Here is a 25,893-nt window from a genome sequence, read left to right as displayed (position 1 = left end):
CCGACACCCATGAAGCACCTCCTGAATCTGTTGGCGGCAGTGGCCCTGCTGGTGTGGGGCACGCACCTGGTGCGTACCGGCGTGCTGCGCGTGTTCGGCGCCAACCTGCGCAAGATCCTCGTGCAGAGCATGCGCAACCGCTTCACCGCCGCGCTCTCGGGCATCGGCGTGACGGCGCTGGTGCAGTCGAGCACCGCCACCTCGCTCATGACCTCGTCCTTCGTCGGGCAGGGGCTGGTCACGCTGCCCGCGGCGCTGGCGGTGATGCGGGGCGCCGACGTGGGCACGGCGCTGATCTCGGTGCTGTTCTCGGCAGACCTCTCGTGGCTCTCGCCGATGTTCATCTTCGTGGGGGTGGTGCTCTTCATCACGCGCTCGGCCACCGTGGCGGGGCGCATCGGGCGGGTGCTGATCGGGCTGGGGCTGATGCTGCTGGCGCTGCAGCTGGTGGTGGAAGCGACCGAGCCCCTGTTCTCGTCGCCGGCGATCCGCGCGCTGCTGGCGTCCATCAACAGCGACGTGCTGCTGGAGATCACCATCGGCGCGGTGCTGGCCATCGTGGCCTATTCGAGCCTCGCGGTGGTGCTGCTGGTGGCGGCCATGGCCACCTCCAACGTGGTGCCGCTGGACGTTGCGCTCGGACTGGTGCTCGGCGCCAACCTGGGCAGCGGCCTGCTGGCGGTGCTGACCACGGCCAAGTCGGCGGTGTCGGTGCGGCAGGTGACCATCGGCAACCTGCTCTTCAAGGTGCTGGGCGTGGCCATCGTCGCGCCCTTCGTCGGACTCTGGATCCGCTACGTGCAGCCCCAGTTGCCGAACCAGACCCACGGCGTGGTGCTGTTCCACCTGGCTTTCAACGTGGTGATCAGCGTGGGCTTCATCGGCCTCACGCAATGGGTCGCCAAGCTGGTGACGCGCATCCTGCCGGAGCCGCAGCAGCCGGCCGGCACGAGCCGGCCCCACCACCTGGACCCCTCGGCGCTGTCGACGCCCTCGCTCGCGATTTCCAACGCCGCGCGCGAAGCGCTGCACCAGGCCGACGTGGTGGAAACCATGCTGATCGGCACGCTCGACGTGATCCGCCACAACGACCTGCGGCTGGCCCAGGAGCTCCGGCAGCTCGACGACACGGTGGACCAGCTCTACTCGGCCATCAAGTACTACATGACGCGCATCTCGCGCGAGGCCCTGGGCGAGGAGGAAAGCCGCCGCTGGACCGACATCATCAGCTTCACGATCAACATGGAGCAGATCGGCGACATCATCGAGCGGGTGATCATCGACGTCGAAGACAAGAAGATCAGGCCGCAGCGCAACTTCTCCGAGGCCGGCATGGCCGAGATCGTCGAGCTGCACGGGCGGCTGGTGGCCAACCTGCGGCTGAGCATGAGCGTGTTCCTCAACGGCAACGTGCGCGACGCGCAGAAGCTGCTGGAGGAGAAGGCGCGCTTTCGCGACCTGGAGCGGGCCTATGCCACCACGCACCTCGACCGGCTCTCGGACCGCACCACGCTGAGCATCGAGACTAGCTCGCTGCACATCGACCTGATCAGCGACCTGAAGCGCATCAACTCGCACATCTGCTCGATCGCGTACCCGATCCTGGAGTCTGCCGGAGCGCTGGCGCCCAGCCGGCTGAGGGAATCGCGGCTGGGGAAGATCGAGGGCTGAGCGCCCCCGCCGGTTGCTATTTGACCTGCCCGGCCGTCTTCAGCACCGGAGTCTCGCCACGCCCGCGCCGCGCATAGCGCTGCGCCAGCACCGCGCAGACCATCAGCTGCATCTGGTGGAACAGCATCAGCGGCAGCACGATCGCGCCCACCGCGTGCGAGGCGAAGAGCACCTTCGCCATCGGGATGCCGCTGGCCAGGCTCTTCTTGGAGCCGCAGAAGACGATGGTGATCTCGTCTTCCGTGTCGAAGCCCAGCTTGCGCGCCAGCAGCGTCGTGAGGCTCAGCGCCAGGCCCAGCACCACCGCACACACCACCAGCAGGCCGACCAGCGCATGCGCAGGCACCTGCTTCCACAGGCCCTCGATCACGGCCGCGCTGAAGGCGGTGTAGACCACCAGCAGGATCGAGCCCTGGTCGACGAACTTCAGCACCGCGGCGCGGCGCTGGATCCACTTGCCGACCAGCGGCCGCAGCAGGTGGCCCGCCGCGAAGGGCACCATCAGCTGCAGCAGGATGCGGCCGATGGAGTCCAGCGACGAGGAGGCCGCATGGCCGCCGCTGGGCAGCACCACCAGGTTGACCAGCACCGGCGTGATGAAAACGCCCAAAAGGGTGGAGGCCGATGCGCTGCAGATGGCGGCCGGCATGTTGCCTCTGGCCATCGCAGTGAAGGCGATAGCCGACTGCACCGTGGCCGGCAGCACGCACAGGTACAGCACGCCGGTGTAGAGCTCGGGCGTCACCAGCGGCAGCAGGAAGGGCTTGAGCGCCAGCCCGAGCACCGGGAACAGCACGAAGGTGCTGCCGAACACCAGCAGGTGCAGCCGCCAGTGCATGAGCCCGTTGACGATCGCCTCGCGCGACAGCTTGGCCCCGTGCAGGAAGAACAGCAGGCCGATGGCGACCGTGGTCAGCCCCTCGAAGAAATGCGCGAGGCGCCCGCTGGCCGGCAGCAGGCTGGCGAGGGTCACGACCGAGAGAAGCGCGAGGGTGAAGTTGTCGGGAAGAAAACGGGGGCGGGACATGTTGCAACTCGGGACGAACGCCACGCGCGTTGCAGGCGCGCAGGCCGACTCAGCAGGGGAATGTGTGATTTCCGCGCATGAATCTGGTCGCCACTTTGCGGAGCCCGGCGCGTGCTCCTCGCGCCTTCAGGGGGGTGATTTTCGGCCAATTCCGGCATCGCTGCCGACGGCCGTGGAATGCCCCGCCACGGCGCTTCAGTGTGCCGTGGTCGAACTGAACTGCGCCTGACGGCGGCGCAGGCAGTAGTCGATCAGGTCGTCGATCTCGGTGGCCTTGTCGAACACGGCATCGGCGCCCAGGTGGGCGCACTTGCGGCGCATGTCCGGCGTGGCGTAGTTGCTGAGCACCACGATCTTCTGCCACGGGCTGCGGTTGCGGCAGGCCTCCAGCACGCGAAAGCCGGTGCCGTCCTTCAGGAACAGGTCGACGATAGCCAGGTCCCACTGCGACAGGTTGCCCGAGAGCCAGCGCGAACCTTCGGCCTCGGTTTCCGCCTCGCCGATGGGCTCGACCCTCGCCACCTCCCGCAGCGTGCCCGCGAGGTTGCGGCGGATGGTGGGGTTGTCCTCGACGATGAAGGTGCGAACGGTGGTCATGGGAATGTCTGCCTCTGGGATTGTCTGCCTCTGGCTGTGGCCACAGGCTACAAAGTGCTCCCGGCACAAGTCGAAGGCATGACACCACTGCGCCGGTAGGACAAGACCGGCCCGGCTCCCTCAGAGCGTGAGGATGGTGCAGCCCGTGGTCTTGCGCGCTTCCAGGTCGCGGTGCGCCTGCTGCACGTCGGCCAGCGGGTAGCGCTGGTCGATCGGGATCTTCACCGCGCCGCTTCGCACCACCGCGAACAGGTCATCGGCCATCGCCTGCGTGCTTTCGCGGGTGGCCATGTGGGTGAAGAGCGTGGGCCGGGTGATGTAGAGCGAGCCCTTGGAGGCCAGCACGCCGAGGTTGACCGGCGGAACCGGGCCGGAGCCGTTGCCGAAGATCGCCAGCAGGCCGAAGGGGCGCAGGCAGTCGATGGAGCCCTCGAAGGTGTCCTTGCCCACCGAGTCGTACACCACCTTCACGCCCTTGCCGCCGGTGATCTCCTTCACGCGCGCCGCGAAGTTCTCGGTGCTGTAGTTGATGGCGTGGGCCGCGCCGTGCTCCAGCGCGAGCTTGCATTTGGCGTCGCTGCCGGCCGTGCCGATCAGCTGCAGGCCCAGCGCCTTGGCCCACTGGCAGGCGATCAGGCCGACGCCGCCGGCCGCGGCATGGAACACGATGAAGTCGCCGGCCTGCAGGCCTTCGGCCGGCAGCGTCTTCTTCAGCAGGTACTGCGTGGTCAGGCCCTTGAGCATCATGGCCGCGCCGGTCTCGAAGGAGATGTCGTCCGGCAGCCTGCAGACGTTCTTCGCCGGCATCACGCGCAGCTCGCTGTAGGCGCCCGGAGGCTGGCTCGCATAGGCGGCGCGATCGCCGGCCTTGAGGTGGGTGACGCCCTCGCCCACCGCCTCGACCACGCCCGAGGCCTCCATGCCCAGCTGCAGCGGCATCTGGAACGGGTAGAGCCCGCTGCGCTGGTAGGTGTCGATGAAGTTCAGGCCCACGGCCTTGTGGCGGATGCGGATCTCGCCCGGGCCGGGCTCGCCGACCTCCACCTCGACGATCTTCAGTTCTTCGGGACCGCCATGGCGGTCGATACGGACGGCTTTGCTCTTCATCGTTGCAGTCTCCAAGCTCTGGAAAGGAAAGAAGGGGAAGGCATCCTGCCATGTTCGAGCTTCCGGCGACGGCGCGGGGAATCATTGCCCGGTAGAGTCGGCGCCCATGCAGACACAGCCGCAGCGCCTCGCTCCCCTCACCGTCTTCCTGCTCCTCGTTCCTCCGCTGCTGTGGGCCGGCAATGCCGTGGTCGGCCGCATGGTGCGGGAGCTGGTCTCGCCGCTCACGCTGAACTTCGTGCGCTGGGTCATCGCCTTCGCGCTGCTGCTGCCGCTGGCGGCACAGGTGCTGCGGCGCGACAGCCCGCTGTGGGCGCACTGGAGGCGCTATGCGGTGCTCGGCCTGCTGGGCATCGGCCTGTACAACGCCTTCCAGTACCTGGCGCTGCAGACCTCCACGCCCATCAACGTGACGCTGGTCGGCTCTAGCCTGCCGCTGTGGATGCTCGCGGTGGGCGCCCTCTTCTTCCGCGCGCGCATCAGCGGCCGCGAGATCGGCGGCGCGCTGCTGTCGATGGCGGGCGTGCTGCTGGTGCTCAGCCGCGGCGAATGGCGGCAGCTGCTCGGGCTGCGGCTGGTGCCGGGCGACCTCTACATGATCCTGGGCACCATCGCGTGGGCCTTCTACAGCTGGCTGCCGGCGCGCACGCACGAGCCGGCGGCCGTGCGCAGGGACTGGGCCGCGTTCCTGATGGCGCAGCTGGTGTTCGGCCTCGCATGGTCGGGCGCGCTGGCCGCAGGCGAATGGACGCTGACGCCCGCGCACCTCGAACTCGGCTGGCCGCTGATCGCGGCGATGCTGTTCATCGGCATCGGCCCGGCCGTGGTGGCGTATCGCTGCTGGGGCACCGGCGTGCAGCGCGCGGGGCCGCAGCGCGCGAGCATCTTCATGAACCTCACGCCGCTGTTCGCGGCGGTGCTGTCGGCGGCCTTCCTGCGGGAGCCGCCGCACTGGTACCACGGTGCGGCGTTCCTGCTGATCGTGAGCGGGATCGTCGTGGCCTCGCGGCGCTGAGCGAAGGACGGCCCCTTCAAGCGAACACCGAGGAACCGGCTTTGCCGGGCCTCAGGTGTTGCCCCCGGCAGGGGGAAGGCGTGCGCGACACGAAGTGCGCGCAGCCTGGGGGCGAGCCCTAGTACGTGCCGGGGTAGGCGCCGCCGTCGGCCAGGATGTTCTGGCCGGTCATGTAGCCGGCCTGCATGCTGCACAGGAAGGCGCAGATGGCGCCGAACTCCGCCGGCGTGCCGAAGCGCTTGGCCGGAATGGTCTTCTTGCGGGCTTCCCACACGGTGTCGAAGTCCTGGCCCGACTTCTGCGCGGAACCGGCCATCGTGCCCTTGAGGCGGTCGGTGTCGAAGGCGCCCGGCAGCAGGTTGTTGATGGTCACGCCCTGCGCCGCCACCGACGTGCGCGCCACGCCGGCCACGAAGCCGGTGAGGCCGCTGCGCGCGCCGTTCGACAGCCCCAGGATGTCGATGGGCGACTTCACCGAGCTCGACGTGATGTTCACGATGCGGCCGTAGCCGCGCTTGGCCATCCCGTCCACCGTGGCCTTGATGAGCTCGATGGGCGTGAGCATGTTGGCGTCGACCGCCTTGATCCACGCCTCGCGGTCCCAGTTGCGGAAGTCGCCGGGCGGCGGGCCGCCCGCGTTGGTGACGACGATGTCGAAGTCATGGCCCAGCGCGAACACCGCGGCGCGGCCGGCTTCGGTGGTGATGTCGGCGGCCACGTGCTTGACGAACGGGTTGCCCGATCCGCCGGCCACCTCGGCCAGCTTCTTCGCGGCGGCTTCCAGCACCTCGGCGCCGCGCGCCACGATCACCACGTTGACGCCCTCGCGCACCAGCGCCTCGGCGCAGCCGTAGCCGAGGCCCTTGCTCGCGCCGCACACCAGCGCGGTCTTGCCTGCAATACCCAGATCCATGTTCTTTCTCCAGTGAAACAGAAGCAGAAGCGCCGGGGGCTTCAGCGCCCCTTGCGCGTGAAAACGAAAATGCCCGCGATCACGAGCACGGTGCCCGCCGCGATCCACGGCGTGAACGGCTCGCCGAGTATGACCACCCCCATGAGGATGGTCGACAGCGGCCCGATCATGCCGGTCTGCGCCGCCATCGCGGGGCCGATGCGCTCGATGGCCATCATCACCATCAGCACAGGCACCGCCGTGCACAGCGTGGCATTGAGCACCGACAGCCAGATCACCTCCGGCGCCACCTCCATCGCCACGCTCATGGGCCGCGTCAGCGCGAACTGCAATATGCACAGCACGCAGGCCACCGTGGTGGCCAGGCCCACGAGCCTGAGCGAACCCAGTCGCTTGACGAACTCGCCGCTGTAGACGAGGTAGCCCGCATAGCTCACCGCGCTCAGGAACACCAGGAAGGCGCCCCAGGCCGCCGCGCCGCCGCCCTTGCCGCCGCCACCGGTCCAGAGCTCATGGCCGAACACCAGCAGCACGCCGGCATAGCTCACGACCATGCCCAGCACCTGCGGGCGCGTCGGGTTGCGCCGGTACATCAACCAGCCGAAGAACAGCACCAGCGTGGGGTTGAGATAAAGAATCAGCCGCTCGAAGCTGGCCGAGATGTAGGCCAGCCCCGCGAAGTCGAGGAAGCTCGCGAGGTAGTAGCCCGAGCAGCCCAGCCCCACCACGCCGATCCAGTCGCGCCCGGTGAGCGCCGGCTTGCCGCGCCCGGCCCACCACGCCATCAGCGCGAAGAGCGGCAGCGCGAACAGCATGCGCAGCATGATGAGCGTGACCGCGTCCACGCCGTAGCGGTACGCGAGCTTGACGATGATGGCCTTGCCGCTGAACGCGATGGCGCCCAAGGTGGCCAGCACCAGGCCGGTGGCGACGCCCTTCTTCGCGCTGTCGCGCAGGGGTTGGAGGGCTGGCTGGGGGGAGTCGCCGGTCGACGCGGCAGTCTTGTTCATCCCCCGATCATCGCGGCAAGCCCGAACCCTTGCCTCGCCCGCGCTCAGTACCCCGCAGCCGCGCCGTCGCGGCGCGGGTCGCTGGCGGCCACGTAGCCTTCGACCGAGGGCTCGCCCGCGCGCCAGATGAACTGGCCGGCGCCGAAGTCCTGGTAGGAATCGTTGATGACTTCCAGGTGGTGGCCCAGCTCGCGCAGGCCCTGCACCGTGGCCGGGTTCATCGCGGCCTCGACGTTGATCTCCAGCCCCGCGTTGAAGCGCCAGCGCGGCGCGTCGCAGGCGGCCTGCGGGTTCTGCCCGTAGTCGAGCATGCGCACCAGCGTCTGCATGTGGCCCTGCGGCTGCATGTTGCCGCCCATCACGCCGAAGCTCATGACCGGCTGGCCGCCCTTCGTGAGGAAGGCCGGGATGATGGTGTGGAAGGGCCGCTTGCCCGGCGCCACCACGTTCGGGCTCTCAGCCTTCAGGCTGAAGCCGTGGCCGCGGTTCTGCAGGCTGATGCCGTATTCGGGCTCCACGCAGCCCGAGCCGAAGCCCATGTAGTTGCTCTGGATGAAGCTGACCATCATGCCGCTCTCGTCGGCGGCCGTGAGGTAGATGGTGCCGCCCTTCACCGGGTTGCCGGCCTTGAAGTCCTGCGCCTTCTTCACGTCGATGAGGCGTGCGCGCGAGGCCAGGTAGGCGTCGTCGAGCATCTGCTCGGTGGTCACTTCCATGGTCTTGCGCTCCGACACGTAGCGGTACACGTCGGCGAAGGCCAGCTTCATGGCCTCGATCTGCAGGTGCTGCGATTGGACCGAGTCGACCGGCAGCGAGGCGATGTCGAACTTCTCCAGGATGCCCAGCGCGATCAGCGCCGCGATGCCCTGGCCGTTGGGCGGGATCTCGTGCAGCGTGTGGCCGCGGTAGTCGCGCGAGATGGGCTCGACCCACTCGGGCTGGTAGGCCGCGAGGTCGGCCACGGTGAGCGCGCCGCCCTGCTCGGCGGAGAACCTGGCGAGCGCGTCGGCGATCTCGCCGCTGTAGTAGGCCTCGCCCTTGGTGCGGGCGATGGCCTTGAGCGCGCGCGCTGCGGCCGTGAAGCGGAACATCTCGCCCACCTCGGGCGCGCGACCCCACGGCAGGAAGGTCTGCGCGAAGCCCGGCTGCGACTGCAGCACCGGCGTGGCCGCGGCCCACTTGCCCTGCACCACCGGCGGCACGAGGTAGCCGCGCTCGGCGATGTCGATGGCCGGCGCCAGCAGGTCGGCGAAGGGCAGCTTGCCGAAGCGCTCGCTCAGCGCCACCCAGCCGCGCACCGCGCCCGGCACGGTGACCGAGTCGATGCCGCGCATCGGCGGATTGGCTGCGTCGGCGCCGTACTTGGCCTTGAAGTATTCGGGCGTCCAGGCCTTGGGCGCAGGGCCCGAAGCGTTGAGGCCGTGCAGCTTCTCGCCGTCCCACAGGATGCAGAAGGCGTCGCTGCCCAGGCCGTTGCTCACCGGCTCCACCAGCGTCATCACCGCCGCGGTGGCGATGGCCGCGTCGACCGCGTTGCCGCCCTGCTGCAGGATGCGCAGCCCGGCCTGCGAGGCCAGCGGGTGGGAGGTCGACACCACGTTGCGCGCGAAGATCGGGATGCGCGTGGAGAGGTAGGGGTTGGCGTAGTCAAACTTCATAACGTGCCTTCAGAGATGACTTGAACAATCGGGAACACCGCCGGAACCGGCTTTGCCGGGCCGCAGGTGTTGCCCCCGGAAGGGGGTTGGCGAAGCGAACGAAGTTCGCGCAGCCTGGGGGAGAGCCATTACTCGTTGGTGATCTTGCGGTCTACGACGATCTTTTTCCATTTGGCCGCATCGGTCGCGACCATCTTCGCGAACTGGTCCGGCGTGCCCGGCACGGCGGGCTCGATGCCCAGGCGCGCCAGCTTTTCCTTCACCTCGGGGTCGGCCAGCGCGTCGTTGGCGGCCTTGTTGATCTTCGCGACGATGTCCGCCGGCAGGTTCTTCGGGCCGTAGAAGCCGAACCAGGTGTTCGACTCGTAGCCCGGCAGGGTGTCGGCAATGGCCGGCAGCTCGGGAGCCAGCGGGCTGCGCTTGAGCGAGGTGACGCCCAGCGCGCGCAGGCGGCCGTCGCGCACGTGCGGCATGCCGGTGGGCAGCGAGTCGAACAGCACGTCGACCTTGCCGCTGATCAGGTCGGGAATGGCCAGGGCCGTGCCCTTGTAGGGAATGTGCGTGACGAACACGCCGGCCTGCGCCTTGAAGAGCTCCGCCGTGAGCTGCACGATGGTGCCGTTGCCGCTCGATGCGTAGTTGAGCTTGCCCGGGTTCTTCTTCGCGTAATCGATCCACTCGCGCACCGTCTTTGCGGGCGAATTGACCGGCACCAGCATGATGCTGGCGGCATCGCCCACGTGCGCGATGGGCGTGAAGTCGCGCACCGTGTCGTAGGGCAGCTTGCTGATTGCGGGGCCGATGGAGTGCGTGCTGGTGGTGGCCAGCAGGATGGTGTAGCCGTCCGGCGCGGCCTTGGCGGCCTGGTCGGAGCCGATGGCGCCGCCGGCGCCGGGCTTGTTGTCGACCACCAGCGTGGTACCCAGCTTGTCGCCCATCTTCTGCCCCAGCGTGCGGGCGAAGAGGTCGGTGGCGCCCGCGGCCGGGAACGGAACGATCAGCCGGATCGGCTTGTTCGGATAGCCCTGCGCCAGGCTGGCGGACGAGGCGGCCATGCCGAGCGCGACGGCGAGCACCTGGAGGAACTGGAGGCGTTTCATGTGCGGGAAGGAATTCTGTGCCAGTGAGGGGGACCGAGCATGCTATGCAGCGGCGGTGGATCAAGCCAGATAATCCAGCTTATTCAACTATCAACGCTGTTTATGACACGAGCCCCCGCCGAGGAAATCTCGCTGCAGCAGCTGCGGGCGCTGGCGGCAGTGGCCGAGACCGGCAGCTTCACGCTGGCGGCCGAGGCACTGCAGCTCACCCAGCCCGCCATCAGCCACCTGATCAAGCGGCTCGAGGAAGAACTGGCGCAGCCGCTGGTGGTGCGCGGGCGCCGCATCCGCATGACCAACGCGGGCCAGATGATGGTCGACACCGCCGTGCGGGCGCTGCGGCTGATCGACGATTCTGTCGTCGCCTGCCGCTCGCAGTCGCAGCTGCGCGAGGGCCGCATCGTGCTGGCGGTGGGCCACCTGACGGCGGGCGCCCTGCTGCCGCCGCTGCTGGGCCGCTTCTCGCAAACGCATCCGACGCTCGCCGCCACGCTGCTCGACAGCACCGCCGAGCAGATGATCTCGCGCGTGCTCTCGCAGGAGGCCGACCTGGGCTTCGGCTCCGACATCGGCCAGAAGCACTCCGAGCTGGCGACCGAGCCCCTCTTCACCGAGCGCATGGCCCTCTTCGTGCGCGACGACCATCCGCTCGCACAGCACGAGACGGTCGAGGCCAGGCGGCTCGAAGGCCTGCCCTTCATCCACGTCAACCCCGATGCCAACGTGTGGCGCGCCGTGAGCCGCCAGCTCGCGAGCGTGGCCAACGTGTACCCGCAGGTCGTGCACCACGTCTCGATGCTCTCCACAGCCTTCGGCCTCATCCAGGCCGGCGCGGGGGTCGCGCTGGCACCCCGCTACGTCGAAGTGCTGATGCCCGGCAACCTGCGCGCCGTGGGCGTGACGCGGCCCGTGCTCGAGTACCCGGTGGTCGCCATCCGGCTGGCCAAGCATCCGCTGAGCCCGGCAGCGATGGCTTTCCTGGCGATGGCGCGGCAACACATGAAGCCGCGCGCACAGAAGCCCTGAAGAAAAAGAAGCCTGCAAACAAAAACGGCGCCCGAAGGCGCCGTTGTGCAGAGAGTGCAAAGCCGGGATCAGTCCTCGACGAAAGCCTCTTCGCGCTTCGACTTCACGGCCGGCAGCAGCACGATGATCAGCAGCAGGGCTGCCGCGGCCAGCAGGCTCGCCGAGATCGGGCGCGTGACGAACACGCTCCAGTCGCCGCGCGACAGCAGCAGCGAGCGGCGCAGGTTCTCTTCCATCATCGGGCCCAGGATGAAGCCCAGCAGCAGCGGCGCAGGCTCGCAACCCAGCTTGAAGAAGGTGTAGCCCACCAGGCCGAAGATGCCCACCATCCAGATGTCGAAGGTGTTGTTGTTGGTCGAGTACACCCCGATCGCGCAGAACAGCACGATGGCCGGGAACAGGTACTTGTAGGGCACCGACAGCAGCTTGATCCACATGCCGATCAGCGGCAGGTTCAGGATGATCAGCATCGCGTTGCCCAGCCACATCGAGGCGATCAGGCCCCAGAACAGCTCGGGGTTGCTGGTCATCACCTGCGGGCCCGGCTGGATGTTGTGGATGGTCATCGCGCCCACCATCAGCGCCATCACGGCGTTGGGGGGGATGCCCAGCGTCAGCAGCGGGATGAAGGAGGTCTGCGCACCGGCGTTGTTGGCCGACTCGGGAGCCGCCACGCCGCGGATGTTGCCCTTGCCGAAGGGCACTTCGCCCGGCTTCAGCTTGGTCTTCTTCTCGATCGTGTAGGCAGCGAAGGCAGCCAGCAGCGCACCGCCGCCGGGCAGGATGCCCAGTGCGGAACCCAGCGCCGTGCCGCGAAGCACGGCGGGCGTCATGCGCTTGAAGTCTTCCTTGGTCGGGAACAGGCCCGAAACCTTGGCGGTGAACACTTCGCGCTCGTCGTCGGGACGCGAGAGGTTCGCGATGATTTCGCCGTAGCCGAACACGCCCATGGCGATGGCCACGAAGCCGATGCCGTCGGTGAGTTCAGGAATGTCGAAGCTGTAGCGGGCGACGCCCGAGTTCACGTCGGTGCCGACCAGGCCCATCAGCAGGCCCAGCACGATCATCGCGATGGCCTTCAGCAGCGAGCCCGAGGCCAGCACCACGGCGCCGATCAGGCCCAGGATCATCAGCGAGAAGTATTCGGCCGGGCCGAACTTGAAGGCCAGCTCGGTCAGCGGCGGCGCGAAGGCAGCCAGGATCAGCGTACCGACGCAGCCCGCGAAGAACGAGCCCAGGCCGGCGGCGGCGAGCGCCGGGCCCGCTCGGCCCTTGCGCGCCATCTGGTAGCCGTCGATCACTGTCACCACCGATGAAGACTCACCGGGCAGGTTGACCAGAATCGCAGTGGTGGAGCCGCCGTACTGGGCGCCGTAATAGATACCGGCCAGCATGATCAGCGCCGAAACCGGCGGCAGCGCGTAGGTTGCCGGCAGCAGCATCGCGATGGTCGCGACCGGGCCGATGCCGGGCAGCACGCCGATCAGCGTGCCCAAGATACAGCCGATCAGGCAGTACAGCAGGTTGGTGAAGGTAAAGGCGACGCCAAAACCGACGGAAAGGTTGTGGATCAGGTCCATGGTGGAATCGGCTTTCGTCTCAACCGGTGATGAAGGTCGGCCAGACCTGGATCTGGAGCTTGAGCGCCCAGATGAACGCGACGTAGCTGCCGACGGCCAGCACGGTGGCCAGGACCAGCACGCTGGGCAGCTTGAACTCGTGGCCCGCGAGGCTGGCGATGATCACCAGCGCGTAGATGGCGATGATCATGCCCATGGCCGGAATGCCGAGGCTCGGCAGGCCGCCGAGCAGCACGCCGAACGCCAGGTTGGCGCCGAGGATGTACACCACCTGCTTCCAGGCCCACTTGCCGATCTTCTCGCCGTCGGTGGTCTCGACGCTGAGCCCGGTGAACATGATCCCGAGGCCGATGAGGGCCATCAGAATGCCGAGCATCAACGGGAAGTAACCCGGTCCCATCCGGGCCCCGGTGCCCACGGTGTAGGTGGTGGCGCCCCATGCGAACGCCACGCCCACCACCGTGAACATCAGACCCGAGAAAAAGTCTTTCTGACTCTTGATCTTCACGAACAGTCTCCTCGAACAAATTTCGATGCGGGATTGTCGAGTCAGCTTCCGGTCAGCCCGATGTGGATTCCACTAACCAAAGTCTTAGGGATAACCCGGGAGCATTCGCCGCTCCCGGGGTGGCTGGAGCGCGGCGCGGGTCACTCCAGCGGAGGCGTGGCGCTTAGCACCTCTTCGATGGTGGTCACGCCCTCGGCCACGCGCAGCGCGCCGGCCAGCCGCAGCGGCCGCATGCCGTCGATCACGGCCTGGCGGCGCAGCCCGGCGAGGTTGGGCTCCTTCGTGACCTGGCTCTTGAACGGCTCGCTGACGCTCAGCAGCTCGTAGAGCCCCATGCGGCCCATGTAGCCGGTCATGCGGCAGTCGACGCAGCCCACCGGCTTGTAGGCGCGCACCGAGCCGGTGATCTGCCAGGGCTTGACGATGGCTTCGAGCTTCTCGCGGTTGACGGTGTCGTCGGGCTGCTTGCAGTTGGGGCACAGCGTGCGCACGAGGCGCTGCGCGAGCACGCCCAGCATCACGGCGTTGATGAGGTACGAGGGCACGCCCAGCTCCATGAGCCGGGTGATGGCGCTGGGCGCATCGTTGGTGTGCAGCGTGCTGAACACCAGGTGGCCGGTGAGCGCGGCCTGCACCGCCATTTCGGCGGTGGCGAGGTCGCGGATTTCGCCGACCATGATGATGTCCGGGTCCTGCCGCATCAGCGCGCGCAGGCCCTCGGTGAAGCCGAAGTCCAGCTGCGGCTGCACCTGCGTCTGGTTGAAGGAGGTCTCGATCATTTCGATCGGGTCCTCCACCGTGCTCACATTGACCTCCTCGGTCGCCACACGCTTGAGCGTGGAGTACAGCGTGGTGGTCTTGCCCGAGCCCGTGGGCCCGGTCACCAGGATGATGCCGTTGGGCCGCGTGACCAGCTGCTCCCAGCGCTGCGCGTCGTGCTGCGCGAAGCCCAGCGCGTCGAGGTCCTTCACCGCGGTGTCGGGGTCGAAGATGCGCATCACCATCTTCTCGCCGAAGGCGGTGGGCAGCGTCGACAGGCGCATTTCGACTTCTTCGCCGCGCATGTTGCGGGTCTTGATGCGGCCGTCCAGCGGGCGGCGCTTCTCGACCACGTCCATGCGGCCCAGCAGCTTGATGCGCGCGACCATCGCATTCATCACGCCCATGGGCATCTGGTAGGCCGGATGCAGGATGCCGTCGATGCGGAAGCGGATCACGCCCTGCTCGCGGCGCGGCTCCAGGTGGATGTCGCTCGCGCGCTGGTCGAAGGCGTACTGCCACAGCCAGTCGACCACCTGCACCACGCTCTGGTCGTTGGCGTCGAGCTGCTTGTTGCTCTTGCCGAGCTCCACCAACTGCTCGAAGCTCGTGGTGCTGGTGCTGCCGCCCGCCTTCTGTGCGGCGCGCACCGACTTCGCGAGCGCGAAGAACTCGGCCGTGTAGCGCTGGATGTCGGCCGGATTGGCCACCACGCGCCGCACCGAGCGGCGCGCCTGGCGCTCCACCTCGGCGATCCAGTCGGTGAGGAAGGGCTCGGCCGTGGCCACCACCACCTCGTTGGGGAGCACCTGCACCGGCAGCACCTTGTGGCGCTCGGCGTAGGCCGCGCTCATGGTGTCGGCCACCTTGCCCACGTCGACCTTGAGCGGGTCGATGCGCAAATAGGAAAGGCCCGCGCGGCCCGCGAGCCACTGCGTGAGCATTTCGAGGTCGAGCGGCTTGTTGTCGCTCTCGCGGGTCATGGCGACGTTGGCCAGGCGCACCAGCGGCGCCTGGCGGCTCTCGGCCTGCGCGCAGCGGGCGATGGTGCGCTTGGCCTCGTGCGGGGAAATCACGCCGTCGGCGGCAAGCCATTCGATCAGGCGGCGCAGGTCGAGCGGGCCTTCGTGGCGCGCGGCCAGCGTGGCGGGGGCGGAAGCAGCGGGTACAGCGCTCATGAGCCGTGTGTCGTTCGGGTTCAGGTTCGGGTGAGTGTCGGATTCAGCGGCTTGAAGACCCGGAGCCATTTGGGTGCGGGCAAGCCCCAGCGAGTCTGGATCGTTTGGGCGCGCTCGGCAAGCGCCTCGCGCTTCGGGCGGCTCGGGGTGCGCTGCGCGAGCACCACCGTGTTGCCTTCGCGCGTCGGCTTGAAGGCCCACACCGCATCGGCGCCGAAGGCGGCCGAAATCTTCTCGAGGCTGCGCTCGTAGCTCGACGAGCGGCCGAAAAGGTTGACGGTCATGCAACCGTCATCGGTGAGCAGCGCGCGGCAGTCGGCATAGAAGTCTTCGCTGTCGAGCACGGGCGCGGCGGCCTCGTGGTCGTACAGGTCGACCTGCAGCGCGTCGACCGTGCCATGCCATTCGGGCTTGCGGATCTCGGCCGCGGCATCGGCGATCACCACGCGCAGCTTCGGGTCGTCCGGCGGCAGCTTGAACCAGCCGCGGCAGGCCGACACCACCTGCGGATTGAGCTCGATCGCGGTGGTGCGCATGCGCAGGATCTTGCGGCTGAACTTGGTGAGCGTGGCCGCGCCCAGGCCGAGCTGCATGGCGTGGCGGCTGGCCACGGTCTTGGGATCGGCGAAGAGCAGCCAGGCCATCATGCGCTGCACGTACTCAAGCTCGATCTCGAAGGGCGCATCGAGCTTCATGGAGCCCTGGACCCATTCGGTGCCGAGGTGCAGATAACGGATGTCGCCCCAGTCGGAAAAATTGACTTCGGGTAGGGAAATGGGAGTTTTGCTCGATGCCATCGATGCTGCGGGTCAGGCGACTAGTTTGTGGGCGGCCAGAACCTCGCGCCAGGCCGCGAGCTTGCGCTCGAAGCTCCACGACGCGTTGGCGGGGCTGGTGGAAGGCAGCTGGTAGACCGGCACGCCGAGGGTGCGGGTGTGGCGCGCATGCTTGAAGCTCTCGCCGCCGTTGTGCGCGATGGCGGCGAGCTTGGGCAGGTGCAGGCCGGCGATGTCGTTCGCCACCGGCGCACGGATGGCCGAATCGAGGCTGCCCTCGCGCTCGCAGGACGCGTAGACGTCCCACACGCCCAGGCCGCGGTCGAGCAGCCACCGGCAGCGCCGCGCGTAGCTGTCTACGCCCGAGGGAAGGGGAATATCGGGCCACACGGCTTGCAGGATCTTCCAGAACTGGTTTTGGGGGTGTGCATAGTACTGCTGCAGTTCTAGCGACCTGACCCCGGGGAAGCTGCCGAGGACGAGCACGACGGTCTTCGGCGAGACGATGGGCGGCAGGCCGGTGAGCACGGGTCCGGCGGCTGCATCGGGTACGACGGGAAGCTTCATGGACGGTATCGTGCCACCGCCCGGATGCCCCCCGGGGCGCCCGGCTCATGAAGCCGAGAAGCAGAGTCCGCTGAACGATGGAACGCAGCACTCGGGAAAACCCGGCAGGTAGAGGGAGCGCTCCAGCACCTGCCATTGGTCGCGCAGGACGTAGCCCTGCTCTTCCACTTCCTCGACGAAGCGCCGGCGGTTATAGACATGCGCCGGCGCGAAGCAGCCGGAACCGATGTTCTGCGTGGTGACGTAGTCCTGGCCGTCGTAGAGGGGCAGCTTGTTCAGCAGCAGGTGCCGGGGCCGCGCCCTGCTCCGCCGCAGCAGGTCGCCGGGGCGCGCATCCTCGAAATACTGCAGGGAACCCGCGGCGATCCAGATCTCGTCGCCTTCACGCAGCGCCTGGTCGAGGTCGCCGGCGAAGCTCAGTGCAATGGCGCCGGCCTGGGCCGCCATGTCCCGGCCGACGGCTGCGATGGCGGGCACCTCGACGACGCGCCACGACAACCCGGGCGGCATCCGCAGATAGCGGCCATACGCATGGAAGTGGACGCCGACCGAGCCGCCGATGTCGAGCACGCTCGCGGCGCCTTCGCCGAATGCACGCTGGAGCCACCACATCACCGGGTAGTCGTAGGCGAAGACCTTCTTCGCACGCACGTCCACGTACTCGGACGCAAGGGCCGCGTTGTCGAACTCTGGGCTGGCCGGCAGCCAGTCGCGCGCCTGCGCGAAGCTTTCGAACAGCCCGAAGTAGCTGCCGAAGCCGGCCGCGGAAAGAAACTGCTGGCGCCGCCAGCGCAGCAGCGCCGGCCGGGTGACCGGCCCTTCGAGGATCTGCCGCACGACTTGCGAGGCGCTGGAGTAAGTCACTTCTTCCTTCTCCATCCTTCCGCCTGATCCCGGGGCCCCGGAGCCCCGGAGACGGACCTCGTCCAGCGTAGCACCGTCACCTGACTGGCAGCACACCACGGCCCTGCCGGCGAGCGGGCATGAAAAAACCCGCCGGGGCGGGTTCTTTCATTCGTTCGCGAGGCCCGGAACGCTGCCGGACCTGCCCTGTGGCTGATCGCTTACTTCTTGGCGGCTTCGTTCTCGGCCGTGCCCGGGATCTTCTCGCCGATGGCCTTGCCGGTGCTGCGCATGCCGTCTGCCGTCTTGTGGCCGGCGTTCTCGACGGCGTCGCCGGTCTTCGCGGCTGCGTTCTTGGTGGCGTTGGTCGCCTTCTTGGTGGTGCGCTTGGTCGCGTTCCAGGCCTTCTTGGTGCCGCGCTCGGTGGCGTTCACGGCCTTCTTGGTCGTGCTCTTGGTGGTGTCCCAGGCCTTTTCCGCGCCGCGCTCGGTGGCGTTCACTGCGTCCTTGCCGGCTTCCTTCACCTTCTCGGTGGTGGAGGGCTCGGTGGTGGTGGCTGCGGTCTGCGCGGCGGCCGACAGGCCGATGGATGCGAGCGCCAGGGCGACCACGACAGGAACGGTGCGTACGAAGGATTTGGTCATCGAAAGACTCCTTTTTTGAGTGAAGTATGGGAGTGACGGATGTGCCACTGCACAACCAACGCCACTCCGAACTTCAAGGATGACAGCAAAAAAGGCCCGATGACGCGCCCGGGCGCAACTCGGGAAATCGGCCTACGCGGAGTGCGGCCGGCCATCCGACGCGGACAGCAGACTTTGGAGCTTCGGAAGCGCCGAGACCGCATTGCGGGTGGTCGCTTCGGCCAGCACGTCGATGCCGATGCCCCGCAGATCCGCCACCACCTGCGCGATGCGCGGCAGCTGCGCCGGCTCGTTGCGGCCCTGCGGCTCGCCGGCATCGCGCTGGGCCTGCGTGCGGTAGATCCAGTGCGGCTGGATGTCGGGCGCGTCGGTTTCCATGACGATCGATTCCATCGGCAGCGTGGAGGCCAGGCGCCGCAGCTGCAATGCGCGCTCGAAGGTCACCGCGCCGCCGAAGCCGAGCTTGAGCCCGAGCTCGATGCACGCCCCGGCCTGCTGCTCGCTGCCGTTGAAGGCGTGGGCGATGCCCGGCCACGGCTTGCCGCCCGCCGTCTGCCGCAGGTGCTTGAGCACCTTGTCCACCGAGCGCCGCACGTGGATGAGCACGGGTAACCCGTGCTTGCGTGCCAGTTGCAACTGAGTGTGAAAGAACCGCTCCTGCTTTTCGCCGTCCAGCCCCTCGACGAAATAGTCGAGCCCGATTTCGCCCACCGCCACCAGCCGCGGGTCGTCGCGCCGCGCGGCCAGTTCGGCGTCGAGGGCTTCCAGGTCCTCGTCCTTCGCCTCGCCGGTGCACAGCGGGTGGATCCCCAGGGCATAGGCATCGCCCTGCACGTGGGCCAGCTCGCGCACGGTGGCGAAATTGAAGACGGCCACGGCCGGAATCACGCACATCGCCACCCCCCGTTCGGCGGCGCGGGCGCGCAGGACCGGCATCTCCGCACCGAATTCGGGCGCGTCCAGATGACAGTGGGTATCGATGAAGGTAGCCATCGCTCGATGATGCCCGATGGGATGCGCAGGCGCGGAAAGCGTGCTACTGTGAACTCCTGTACACGCGATTTGCGATTTTTTAGCCGGAGGTACTCCGATGCGCAGGCCCGCTTTCTACAGCCGCTCGCCCCGCGTGCTGCCCTCGGCCGCAGACGAAGCGGCCGAGCGGGCGGATGCTGCGGCATCGCCCGAGGGCGCCGCATCGGACTCGGCCCCGCCAGCGGCTCCCGTGAACGTGAAGAAAGCCGGCTGGCAGCCCGGCCGCCGCAGCTTCGCACTGCTCATATTGCTGTCGGCCGCGATGGTCACCGGCGCCGCGCTGTGGATGCCCCGCCCCGGCGCCAAGGCCCTCACGCAGAAAGACATCGACGCGGCCGTGCTGCGCACGCTGCAGACCAACACCCTGCCCTCGCCTGCGGCCAAGGCGGCCGACATCATCCGGCCTTCTGTGGTGCGGGTGGTGAGCTACGGCGAGGAGAAGAACACGCCCGAGGCCAAGATCCAGAAGCGCGGCCGCAACATGGCCAAGGGCAAGCCGCCCGAGGCGCCCAACGATGGAGCCGGTCCGGGCGAAGTCGAACGCGGCGTGGGCACGGGCGTGGTGATCGTCGACAAGGGCGTGATCCTCACCAACCTGCACGTGGTCGCGGGCGCCGACAAGATCAAGGTCACCTTCTACGACGGCCTGGAAGCCCCGGCCACCATCACCGGCGTGCAGCCCGAGAACGACCTCGCGGTGCTGCAGGCGCAGAAGATTCCCGACGACCTGATTCCCGCCACCATGCGCTCCACCGCCGACCTGCGCCCCGGCGACCAGGTGGCGGCGGTGGGCTTTCCGTTCGGCATCGGGCCCTCGGTTTCGGCCGGCGTGGTGTCGGGCCTGAAGCGCTCGTTCCGCTCGCCCGAGGGCAAGCAGGAGTTGGGCAACCTGATCCAGTTCGACGCGGCGGCCAACCCTGGCAATTCGGGCGGGCCGCTCATCAACATGGACGGCGAGGTGCTCGGCATCGTCACCGCCATCCTCAACCCGACGCAGCAGCGCACCTTCATCGGCATCGGCTTCGCCGTGCCCATAGAGAACGCAGCCTCGGCCGCGGGTTCGCCGCCCTTCTGATCTTCTTCTCTTCCCTTCCTCTCGAAAGCCCTTCGCATGAGCACAGCAGAGACCACCGCCAACCCCACGCCAGCCGGCACGGCCGAACTGATGGAGCAGATCCTCTACGAGGTGAAGCGCGTGGTCGTGGGCCAGGACCGCTTCCTGGAGCGCGTGATGGTCGCCATGCTCGCGGGCGGGCACCTGCTGGTCGAAGGCGTGCCGGGACTGGCGAAGACGCTCACGGTGAAGACGCTGGCCGACACCGTGCGCGGCCAGTTCAAGCGCATCCAGTTCACGCCCGACCTGGTGCCAGCCGACCTGGTGGGCACGCGCATCTACAACCAGAAGACCGGCGACTTCAGCACCTCGCTGGGCCCGGTGTTCGCCAACCTGCTGCTGGCCGACGAAATCAACCGCGCGCCGGCCAAGGTCCAGAGCGCGCTGCTCGAGGTGATGCAGGAGCGCCAGGTGACGATTGCCGGCGAGACGCACAAGGTGCCGCGCCCGTTCCTCGTGATGGCCACGCAGAACCCCATCGAGACCGAGGGCACCTACCCGCTGCCCGAGGCGCAGGTCGACCGCTTCATGATGAAGGTGCTGGTCGACTATCCGAGCGACGAGGAAGAGTTCGTCATCGTCCAGCGCGTGATCGGCCCCGCGGTCAACGCCACGCCGGTCGCCACCACCGAGCAGCTCGCGGCGCTGCAGGCCGAGGCGCGGCGCGTGTACGTCGACCCCTCGCTCATCCAGTACGCGGTGAAGCTGGTGTCGGCCACGCGCACGCCCGAGAAGCATGGGCTGAAGGAGCTGCGCCGCTTCATCACCTTCGGTGCCAGCCCGCGCGCCAGCATCAGCCTGACCGAGGGCGCGCGCGCACTCGCCTTGCTGCGCGGCCGCAGCTACGCGCTGCCCGAGGACATGACGGCGCTGGTGCCGGACGTGCTGCGCCATCGTGTGACGCTTTCCTACGAAGGCTTGTCCGAAGGCCTGACGCCCGACAGCCTGGTCGAGAAGATCATGCGCGCGGTCCCCGCTCCTCCGAAGCCCCTGGAACATGAAAAGCTGGTGGCGTAAGGCCCCCGCGGCCGCGAACGACGACCGGCTCGCCATGGAAGCCGGCGGGGCGGAACGCGCGCTGCGCCGGCTCGAATGGACCGTGATCCGCCGCCTCGACGGCCTGCTGCAGGGCGACTACCGCACGCTGATGCGCGGCACCGGGCTCGACCTGGCCGACCTGCGCGAGTACCAGCATCACGACGACGTGCGCCACATCGACTGGAACGTCACCGCGCGGCTGCAGACGCCGCACGTGCGCGTGTTCACCGAAGACCGCGAGATGGCCGCGTGGTTCGTGCTCGACCTGAGCCGCTCTGTCGACTTCGGCTCTGGCCTGAAGGCCAAGCGCGAGATCTCGGCGGGCTTCGTCGGCGTGCTGGCGCGGCTGCTCACGCGGCACGGCAACCGGGTCGGCGCGCTGGTCTACGGCAGCGACCTCGAAGCGGTGATTCCCCCGCGCAGCGGCCGGCGCCATGTGCTGCACCTGCTGCATGCGATGGAAAAACGCGCCGGCAAGGCCGAGGCCGCGCCCACGCAGAAAGGCATGACGCGCCTGGCCGACCTGCTCAAGTCCGCCGCCACGCTGATGCCCCGGCGCTCCACGGTGTTCGTGGTGTCCGACTTCCTCAGCGAGCCCGGCTGGGAACGCCCGCTGGGCCACCTGGTGCAGCGCCACGAGGTGGTCGCGGTTCGCCTGTTCGACCCGCTCGAGCTGGAGTTGCCCGACCTCGGCCTTGTGCCGCTGCGCGATGCCGAGACCGGCGAGCAGCTCTGGGTCGACACCCACGACGCGGGCTTTCGCAAGCGCTTCGCCCGGCTGGCGGCCGAGCGCGAAACTACATTGCGCGAGACGCTGGCGCGGGCCGGCGTCGATGCACTCGAACTCTCGACCAATGACGACCTGGTGGAAGCCATCGTCCGTTTCGCCGATCTGCGCAAGCGCCGCGCGCGCATCGGCCCGGCTGGCCTGAAGGCGGTGGCAGCATGACTTTTCTCTGGCCCCAATTCCTCTGGCTGCTGGCGGCGCTGCCGCTGCTGATCCTGCTCTACCTGTGGCTGCTGCGCCGCAAGAAGAAGCTCGCGGTGCGCTACGCCAGCCTGTCGATCGTGCGCGAGGCCATGGGCGCCGGGCAGAGCGTGCGGCGGCACCTGCCGCCCCTGCTGTTCCTGCTGGCCATGGCCGCGATGCTGGTGGCCGCGGCGCGGCCGATGGCGGTGGTGGTGCTGCCGTCGAACCAGCAGACCATCATCCTGGCGATGGACGTCTCGGGCAGCATGCGCGCTGCCGACGTGCAGCCCAACCGCCTCGTGGCGGCGCAGGAGGCGGCCAAGAGCTTCATCAAGGACCTGCCGCGCACCGTGAAGGTGGGCATCGTCGCCTTCGCGGGCAGCGCGCAGGTGGCGCAGCTGCCCACCACCAACCACGAAGACCTGGTGACCGCCATCGACAGCTTCCAGCTGCAGCGCGCCACCGCCACGGGCAACGCCATCGTGGTGTCGCTGGCGACGCTCTTCCCCGACGCGGGCATCGACGTCGAGCAGTTCAGCTCGCCCAGCCGCCAGCGCGGCGCGGCCATCGACCAGAATGAGAAGAAGCTCAAGGAATTCACGCCGGTGGCGCCGGGCTCGTTCACATCGGCCGCGGTCATCATGCTGACCGACGGTCAGCGCACCACCGGCGTCGATCCGCTGGACGCGGCCAAGGCGGCAGCGGACCGCGGCGTGCGCATCTACACGGTGGGCGTGGGCACGGTCGACGGCGAGACCATCGGCTTCGAGGGCTGGTCGATGCGCGTGCGCCTCGACGAGGACACGCTCAAGGCCATCGCCAACAAGACCAACGCCGAGTATTTCTACGCAGGCACCGCCAACGACCTGAAGAAGGTCTACGAGACGCTGAGCTCCAAGCTCACGGTGGAGAAGAAGGAAACCGAGATCTCCGCGCTGTTCGCGATGTGCGCGGCGGTGCTGACGCTGCTGTCGGCCGGGCTCTCGCTGCTCTGGTTCAACCGGATTCTTTGACGCCTCGCGGGGCGGCCGGCGCCTCGGGCGACTTCACCGCCCCGATGCCGCCCAGGAACAGGTCGGCCACGATCGGCGCGATGGCCGCGTGGTCGAGCCGGCCGTCGGGCTTCATCCAGGTGAACATCCAGTTGATCATGCCGAACAGCAGCATGGTCAGCGGCTTGGCGAGGTCGTCGCTGGGCGCGCCGGGGCGCAGCGCCGACACGGCACGTGCGAAGCCCGCGACCACCTCGCGCTCCTTGTCGAGCACGCGCTCGCGGTCGGCCTCTTCCAGAAAGCGCACGTCGTCGGTCAGCACGCGATGCGCGTCCTGCGCGCCGGCGTACTCCTCGACGATGCGGTAGATGAAGCGGCGCAGGCGCTCCTCGTCGGTGTGCGTGGAGGCCTCTTCCTCGGCCACCAGCGCGGCCAGCTTCGACACGTGCGTCTCGGCGATGCTGATGAGCAGGCTGCTCTTGTCCTTGTAGTAGTGGTAGAGCGTGGCCTTCGAGAGGCCGCAGGCCTCGGCCACCTGGTTCATCGAGGTGGCGGGATAGCCGCTGCGCGCGAACAACTGGGCGGCCTGCGCGAGGATGAATTCACGCTGGTCCTCGTAGGTGGCGGATCTTCCACGCGGCATCGGTTGCTGTTCCTCGGTTGTCGTTCGGTGTTGAAGGAAACGGGCGATCTTGCACGAAGCGCGAAGGCAGTCGTCAGCCCCGCTTGGTGGCAATGAGCGACCGCACCTCGGTGGCCGGCAGGCTCGGGCGGTTCTTCTCCACGCTGGAAAGCGGCTCCACCTCGCGCAGGCTCGCGAGGCTGCGCACCGTGAGCGCCTGGTAGGTCTGGGTGCCTTCGAGCTTCCAGGCGATCTCGTCGTCGCTCAGCTCGCGCTTCACCTTCGCGGGAATCCCGGCGCTCAGCGTGCGCGCGGGCACCTTCATGCCGGCGGGCACGAAGGCGCATGCGGCGACGATGGCCTTCTCGCCGATCTCGGCCTCGTCCATCACCACCGCGTTCATGCCCACCAGCGCGTCGCGCCGCACGATGCAGCTGTGCAGGATCGCACCGTGGCCGATGTGGCCGTTGACCTCCACCACCGTGTCGTTGTCGGGAAAGCCGTGGATGCAGCAGTGGTCCTGCACGTTGGAGCCCTCCTCCAGCACGATGCGGCCGAAGTCGCCGCGCAGGCTGGCGCAGGGGCCTACGTAGCAGTTGGGGCCGACGATCACGTCGCCGATCAGCACGGCCGTGGGATGCACGTAGGCGCTCGGGTCGACGACCGGGATCACGCCGTCGATGGAATAGCTGGGCATTCGGTCTGTCTCCTTGTCTTGTCTTGGCTGGCTTTCGGTGCGCTCTCAGGGTTTGCCCTGATCGAGCCGCCTTGTGCCCCCATCGAGGTCGATCCTAAAATCAACCGAACGGTCGGTCAATAGTGTTTGCACGCCGACTCGTACCCACAAAGGATGAAAGAGACAAGCGATGACTGAGCCTTTGGTACTCACCAGCAACGCCGGCGCCGTCCGCACGCTGAGCCTCAATCGGCCGGCTGCCCTCAACAGCTTCACGACGCAACTGCATGAAGCGCTGATGGCCGAGTTGGAAGCCGCGGCAGCCGACGAAAGCGTGCGCTGCGTGGTGCTCACGGGTGCCGGCCGCGCCTTCTGCGCGGGGCAGGACCTGGCCGACCCGTCCGTCGCGCCCGATTCGACGCCCGGCGCCGCGCCCAAGGACCTGGGCCATGTCATCTCCACCTGGTACGCCCCTTTGGTCGCCCGACTGCGCTCGATGCCGGTGCCGGTTGTCGCCGCCGTCAACGGCGTGGCCGCCGGCGCGGGCGCCAACCTCGCGCTGTGCTGCGACCTCGTGGTGGCCGCGCGTTCCGCCAGCTTCATCCAGGCCTTCACCAAGATTGGCCTCGTGCCCGACACCGGCGGCACCTGGCTGCTGCCGCGCCTCGTGGGTTCGGCGCGCGCGCTGGGCATCGCGATGCTGGGCGACAAGCTGCCCGCCGAGGAAGCCGCGCGCATCGGCCTGATCTGGCAGTGCGTGGAAGACGCAGCGCTCGCCGAAACGGCGGCCGCACTCGCATCGAAGCTCGCCGGCATGCCCACGCGCGCCCTCGTCGCCACTCGCGAGGCCATGGCCGCCGCGCAACACATGGACCTGCGCGCGGCGCTGGCCGAGGAAGCCCGCATCCAGCGCGAGATGGGCAACGCCGACGACTACCGCGAAGGCGTCGAGGCCTTCCGCACCAAGCGCGCGCCCGTCTTCAAGGACCGCTGAAGCCATGACCGACAACAACCAGCAACGCACGCCCCAGCAGACGGCCGAGTACGTCCGCGACGGCATGTTCGCCAACGACAACGCCAGCAAGGGCCTGGGCATGCGCATCGTGGAGGTCGGCCCCGGCCAGGCCACCATCGAGATGCGCGTGCGCCCCGACATGCTCAACGGCCACGCGATCTGCCATGGCGGCTTCATGGCCACGCTGGCCGATTCCACCTTCGCCTTCGCCTGCAACTCGTACGACGAGCTCACCGTGGCCTCGGGCTTCGCCATCGATTTCATCGCCCCCGCGCGCGAAGGCGACGTGCTCACCGCGCGCTGCCACGAGGTGTCGAAGGCCGGGCGCACCGGCGTGTACGACACCGAAATCACCAACCAGCGCGGCGAGCGCATCGCGATCTTCCGCGGCCGCTCCTACACCGCCAAGGGCCGCCCGGCCGTTCCGCCCGCCGCTGCAGCCGCCTGAGGAGACA

General features: G+C 68.2%; 26 protein-coding genes. 9 read left to right on the top strand and 17 right to left on the bottom strand.

Going from position 1 to position 25,893, the window contains the following annotated elements; translation table 11 throughout:
- Positions 1-9 precede the first annotated feature (9 nt).
- Entirely contained in the window at positions 10-1,671 is a 1,662-nt protein-coding gene (locus ACHMXA_RS10305; RefSeq protein ID WP_176668048.1) for a Na/Pi cotransporter family protein, read from the top strand.
- Positions 1,672-1,687: 16 nt separating this feature from the next.
- Here ACHMXA_RS10305 and ACHMXA_RS10300 read toward each other — a convergent pair whose 3' ends face one another.
- The 3 genes from ACHMXA_RS10300 to ACHMXA_RS10290 form a co-directional block, all read right to left on the bottom strand.
- Positions 1,688-2,698 carry a bile acid:sodium symporter family protein gene (locus ACHMXA_RS10300; RefSeq protein WP_395320574.1) on the bottom strand — a complete coding sequence of 337 codons (1,011 nt, stop codon included), beginning with the start codon at positions 2,696-2,698 and terminating at the stop codon, positions 1,688-1,690.
- 195 nt (positions 2,699-2,893) lie between these two features.
- A complete protein-coding gene (locus tag ACHMXA_RS10295) occupies positions 2,894-3,295 on the bottom strand; it encodes a response regulator (protein ID WP_176668046.1) in 402 nt (133 codons plus the stop codon).
- Positions 3,296-3,415: 120 nt separating this feature from the next.
- A complete protein-coding gene (locus ACHMXA_RS10290) occupies positions 3,416-4,402 on the bottom strand; it encodes a quinone oxidoreductase family protein (protein WP_395320573.1) in 987 nt (328 codons plus the stop codon).
- Between the two features lie 106 nt (positions 4,403-4,508).
- Between ACHMXA_RS10290 and ACHMXA_RS10285 the strand changes: the two genes are divergently transcribed.
- The gene (locus ACHMXA_RS10285) at positions 4,509-5,417 is read left to right on the top strand and encodes a DMT family transporter (RefSeq protein ID WP_395320572.1); all 909 of its coding nucleotides are present in this window, start codon (positions 4,509-4,511) and stop codon (positions 5,415-5,417) included.
- Between the two features lie 118 nt (positions 5,418-5,535).
- Here ACHMXA_RS10285 and ACHMXA_RS10280 read toward each other — a convergent pair whose 3' ends face one another.
- From ACHMXA_RS10280 to ACHMXA_RS10265, 4 genes are all read right to left on the bottom strand, one after another.
- Positions 5,536-6,330 (bottom strand): SDR family oxidoreductase, encoded by a 795-nt coding sequence (locus ACHMXA_RS10280; protein WP_019654296.1) that lies wholly within the window; start codon positions 6,328-6,330, stop codon positions 5,536-5,538.
- Positions 6,331-6,371: 41 nt separating this feature from the next.
- Positions 6,372-7,340, bottom strand: coding sequence for a DMT family transporter (locus ACHMXA_RS10275; protein WP_395320571.1), 969 nt, complete (start codon positions 7,338-7,340; stop codon positions 6,372-6,374).
- A gap of 44 nt (positions 7,341-7,384) precedes the next feature.
- Positions 7,385-8,998 carry a gamma-glutamyltransferase family protein gene (locus tag ACHMXA_RS10270; RefSeq protein WP_395320570.1) on the bottom strand — a complete coding sequence of 538 codons (1,614 nt, stop codon included), beginning with the start codon at positions 8,996-8,998 and terminating at the stop codon, positions 7,385-7,387.
- Between the two features lie 128 nt (positions 8,999-9,126).
- The gene (locus ACHMXA_RS10265; protein WP_395320569.1) at positions 9,127-10,098 is read right to left on the bottom strand and encodes a Bug family tripartite tricarboxylate transporter substrate binding protein; all 972 of its coding nucleotides are present in this window, start codon (positions 10,096-10,098) and stop codon (positions 9,127-9,129) included.
- 102 nt (positions 10,099-10,200) lie between these two features.
- Between ACHMXA_RS10265 and ACHMXA_RS10260 the strand changes: the two genes are divergently transcribed.
- A complete protein-coding gene (locus ACHMXA_RS10260) occupies positions 10,201-11,124 on the top strand; it encodes a LysR family transcriptional regulator (protein ID WP_395320568.1) in 924 nt (307 codons plus the stop codon).
- A 68-nt stretch (positions 11,125-11,192) separates the two neighbouring features.
- On the opposite strand, the gene ACHMXA_RS10255 is transcribed toward ACHMXA_RS10260, so the two are convergent.
- From ACHMXA_RS10255 to ACHMXA_RS10220, 8 genes are all read right to left on the bottom strand, one after another.
- On the bottom strand, positions 11,193-12,704 hold the full coding sequence (locus ACHMXA_RS10255; RefSeq protein WP_019654301.1) for a tripartite tricarboxylate transporter permease: 1,512 nt from the start codon (positions 12,702-12,704) through the stop codon (positions 11,193-11,195).
- Positions 12,705-12,723: 19 nt separating this feature from the next.
- Positions 12,724-13,212 (bottom strand): tripartite tricarboxylate transporter TctB family protein, encoded by a 489-nt coding sequence (locus tag ACHMXA_RS10250; protein WP_176668040.1) that lies wholly within the window; start codon positions 13,210-13,212, stop codon positions 12,724-12,726.
- 140 nt (positions 13,213-13,352) lie between these two features.
- A complete protein-coding gene (locus ACHMXA_RS10245) occupies positions 13,353-15,149 on the bottom strand; it encodes a GspE/PulE family protein (RefSeq protein WP_395320567.1) in 1,797 nt (598 codons plus the stop codon).
- A gap of 20 nt (positions 15,150-15,169) precedes the next feature.
- Positions 15,170-15,946: a spermidine synthase gene (locus ACHMXA_RS10240; RefSeq protein ID WP_395320566.1), complete on the bottom strand. Its 777-nt coding sequence runs from the start codon at positions 15,944-15,946 to the stop codon at positions 15,170-15,172.
- Between the two features lie 12 nt (positions 15,947-15,958).
- On the bottom strand, positions 15,959-16,492 hold the full coding sequence (locus ACHMXA_RS10235; protein WP_395320565.1) for a DNA-deoxyinosine glycosylase: 534 nt from the start codon (positions 16,490-16,492) through the stop codon (positions 15,959-15,961).
- Positions 16,493-16,537: 45 nt separating this feature from the next.
- Positions 16,538-17,356 carry a methyltransferase, TIGR04325 family gene (locus ACHMXA_RS10230; protein WP_395320564.1) on the bottom strand — a complete coding sequence of 273 codons (819 nt, stop codon included), beginning with the start codon at positions 17,354-17,356 and terminating at the stop codon, positions 16,538-16,540.
- 200 nt (positions 17,357-17,556) lie between these two features.
- On the bottom strand, positions 17,557-17,979 hold the full coding sequence (locus ACHMXA_RS10225; RefSeq protein WP_395320563.1) for a hypothetical protein: 423 nt from the start codon (positions 17,977-17,979) through the stop codon (positions 17,557-17,559).
- A 132-nt stretch (positions 17,980-18,111) separates the two neighbouring features.
- On the bottom strand, positions 18,112-18,972 hold the full coding sequence (locus tag ACHMXA_RS10220) for a TatD family hydrolase (RefSeq protein WP_395320562.1): 861 nt from the start codon (positions 18,970-18,972) through the stop codon (positions 18,112-18,114).
- Between the two features lie 97 nt (positions 18,973-19,069).
- On the opposite strand from ACHMXA_RS10220, the gene ACHMXA_RS10215 reads away from it, so the two are divergent.
- From ACHMXA_RS10215 to ACHMXA_RS10200, 4 genes are read left to right on the top strand one after another with little or no spacing between them, the layout of a single operon-like run.
- Positions 19,070-20,086, top strand: coding sequence for a S1C family serine protease (locus ACHMXA_RS10215; protein WP_395320561.1), 1,017 nt, complete (start codon positions 19,070-19,072; stop codon positions 20,084-20,086).
- 36 nt (positions 20,087-20,122) lie between these two features.
- Positions 20,123-21,142 (top strand): AAA family ATPase, encoded by a 1,020-nt coding sequence (locus tag ACHMXA_RS10210; protein WP_395320560.1) that lies wholly within the window; start codon positions 20,123-20,125, stop codon positions 21,140-21,142.
- Positions 21,123-22,112 carry a DUF58 domain-containing protein gene (locus tag ACHMXA_RS10205; protein WP_176668032.1) on the top strand — a complete coding sequence of 330 codons (990 nt, stop codon included), beginning with the start codon at positions 21,123-21,125 and terminating at the stop codon, positions 22,110-22,112. Before ACHMXA_RS10210 ends, ACHMXA_RS10205 begins: the two co-directional genes overlap by 20 nt.
- Positions 22,109-23,146: a VWA domain-containing protein gene (locus ACHMXA_RS10200; RefSeq protein WP_176668031.1), complete on the top strand. Its 1,038-nt coding sequence runs from the start codon at positions 22,109-22,111 to the stop codon at positions 23,144-23,146. The genes ACHMXA_RS10205 and ACHMXA_RS10200 overlap by 4 nt, the downstream gene beginning before the upstream one ends.
- Here the strand turns inward: ACHMXA_RS10200 and ACHMXA_RS10195 are convergent.
- Positions 23,130-23,768, bottom strand: a complete 639-nt coding sequence (locus ACHMXA_RS10195) for a TetR/AcrR family transcriptional regulator (protein ID WP_176668030.1) — start codon at positions 23,766-23,768, stop codon at positions 23,130-23,132. The two genes, ACHMXA_RS10200 and ACHMXA_RS10195, sit on opposite strands and share 17 nt — an antisense overlap.
- A gap of 73 nt (positions 23,769-23,841) precedes the next feature.
- Positions 23,842-24,444 (bottom strand): phenylacetic acid degradation protein PaaY, encoded by a 603-nt coding sequence (locus ACHMXA_RS10190; protein ID WP_395320559.1) that lies wholly within the window; start codon positions 24,442-24,444, stop codon positions 23,842-23,844.
- Between the two features lie 169 nt (positions 24,445-24,613).
- Between ACHMXA_RS10190 and ACHMXA_RS10185 the strand changes: the two genes are divergently transcribed.
- Both ACHMXA_RS10185 and paaI read left to right on the top strand, forming a co-directional pair.
- On the top strand, positions 24,614-25,417 hold the full coding sequence (locus ACHMXA_RS10185; protein WP_395320558.1) for an enoyl-CoA hydratase-related protein: 804 nt from the start codon (positions 24,614-24,616) through the stop codon (positions 25,415-25,417).
- A 4-nt stretch (positions 25,418-25,421) separates the two neighbouring features.
- Entirely contained in the window at positions 25,422-25,886 is a 465-nt protein-coding gene (gene paaI / locus ACHMXA_RS10180; RefSeq protein WP_126182732.1) for a hydroxyphenylacetyl-CoA thioesterase PaaI, read from the top strand.
- Positions 25,887-25,893: the final 7 nt, after the last annotated feature.

The organism is Variovorax sp. UC74_104 (genome assembly GCF_044055375.1).
Classification (GTDB): Bacteria; Pseudomonadota; Gammaproteobacteria; order Burkholderiales; family Burkholderiaceae_C; genus Variovorax.
This window is presented reverse-complemented; position numbering and strand designations above follow the sequence as displayed.

Bases quoted from the DNA above. Each gene is read 5' to 3' on its own strand.
- ACHMXA_RS10240 (WP_395320566.1), bottom strand. From the start codon at position 15,946: ATGGCATCGAGCAAAACTCCCATTTCCCTACCCGAAGTCAATTTTTCC.
- ACHMXA_RS10280 (WP_019654296.1), bottom strand. From the start codon at position 6,330: ATGGATCTGGGTATTGCAGGCAAGACCGCGCTGGTGTGCGGCGCGAGC.
- ACHMXA_RS10220 (WP_395320562.1), bottom strand. From the start codon at position 18,972: ATGGCTACCTTCATCGATACCCACTGTCATCTGGACGCGCCCGAATTC.
- ACHMXA_RS10300 (WP_395320574.1), bottom strand. From the start codon at position 2,698: ATGTCCCGCCCCCGTTTTCTTCCCGACAACTTCACCCTCGCGCTTCTC.
- paaI (WP_126182732.1), top strand. From the start codon at position 25,422: ATGACCGACAACAACCAGCAACGCACGCCCCAGCAGACGGCCGAGTAC.
- ACHMXA_RS10245 (WP_395320567.1), bottom strand. From the start codon at position 15,149: ATGAGCGCTGTACCCGCTGCTTCCGCCCCCGCCACGCTGGCCGCGCGC.
- ACHMXA_RS10225 (WP_395320563.1), bottom strand. From the start codon at position 17,979: ATGACCAAATCCTTCGTACGCACCGTTCCTGTCGTGGTCGCCCTGGCG.
- ACHMXA_RS10275 (WP_395320571.1), bottom strand. From the start codon at position 7,340: ATGAACAAGACTGCCGCGTCGACCGGCGACTCCCCCCAGCCAGCCCTC.
- ACHMXA_RS10215 (WP_395320561.1), top strand. From the start codon at position 19,070: ATGCGCAGGCCCGCTTTCTACAGCCGCTCGCCCCGCGTGCTGCCCTCG.
- ACHMXA_RS10190 (WP_395320559.1), bottom strand. From the start codon at position 24,444: ATGCCCAGCTATTCCATCGACGGCGTGATCCCGGTCGTCGACCCGAGC.
- ACHMXA_RS10195 (WP_176668030.1), bottom strand. From the start codon at position 23,768: ATGCCGCGTGGAAGATCCGCCACCTACGAGGACCAGCGTGAATTCATC.
- ACHMXA_RS10265 (WP_395320569.1), bottom strand. From the start codon at position 10,098: ATGAAACGCCTCCAGTTCCTCCAGGTGCTCGCCGTCGCGCTCGGCATG.
- ACHMXA_RS10210 (WP_395320560.1), top strand. From the start codon at position 20,123: ATGAGCACAGCAGAGACCACCGCCAACCCCACGCCAGCCGGCACGGCC.
- ACHMXA_RS10305 (WP_176668048.1), top strand. From the start codon at position 10: ATGAAGCACCTCCTGAATCTGTTGGCGGCAGTGGCCCTGCTGGTGTGG.
- ACHMXA_RS10295 (WP_176668046.1), bottom strand. From the start codon at position 3,295: ATGACCACCGTTCGCACCTTCATCGTCGAGGACAACCCCACCATCCGC.
- ACHMXA_RS10270 (WP_395320570.1), bottom strand. From the start codon at position 8,998: ATGAAGTTTGACTACGCCAACCCCTACCTCTCCACGCGCATCCCGATC.
- ACHMXA_RS10235 (WP_395320565.1), bottom strand. From the start codon at position 16,492: ATGAAGCTTCCCGTCGTACCCGATGCAGCCGCCGGACCCGTGCTCACC.
- ACHMXA_RS10255 (WP_019654301.1), bottom strand. From the start codon at position 12,704: ATGGACCTGATCCACAACCTTTCCGTCGGTTTTGGCGTCGCCTTTACC.
- ACHMXA_RS10290 (WP_395320573.1), bottom strand. From the start codon at position 4,402: ATGAAGAGCAAAGCCGTCCGTATCGACCGCCATGGCGGTCCCGAAGAA.
- ACHMXA_RS10285 (WP_395320572.1), top strand. From the start codon at position 4,509: ATGCAGACACAGCCGCAGCGCCTCGCTCCCCTCACCGTCTTCCTGCTC.
- ACHMXA_RS10200 (WP_176668031.1), top strand. From the start codon at position 22,109: ATGACTTTTCTCTGGCCCCAATTCCTCTGGCTGCTGGCGGCGCTGCCG.
- ACHMXA_RS10185 (WP_395320558.1), top strand. From the start codon at position 24,614: ATGACTGAGCCTTTGGTACTCACCAGCAACGCCGGCGCCGTCCGCACG.
- ACHMXA_RS10260 (WP_395320568.1), top strand. From the start codon at position 10,201: ATGACACGAGCCCCCGCCGAGGAAATCTCGCTGCAGCAGCTGCGGGCG.
- ACHMXA_RS10205 (WP_176668032.1), top strand. From the start codon at position 21,123: ATGAAAAGCTGGTGGCGTAAGGCCCCCGCGGCCGCGAACGACGACCGG.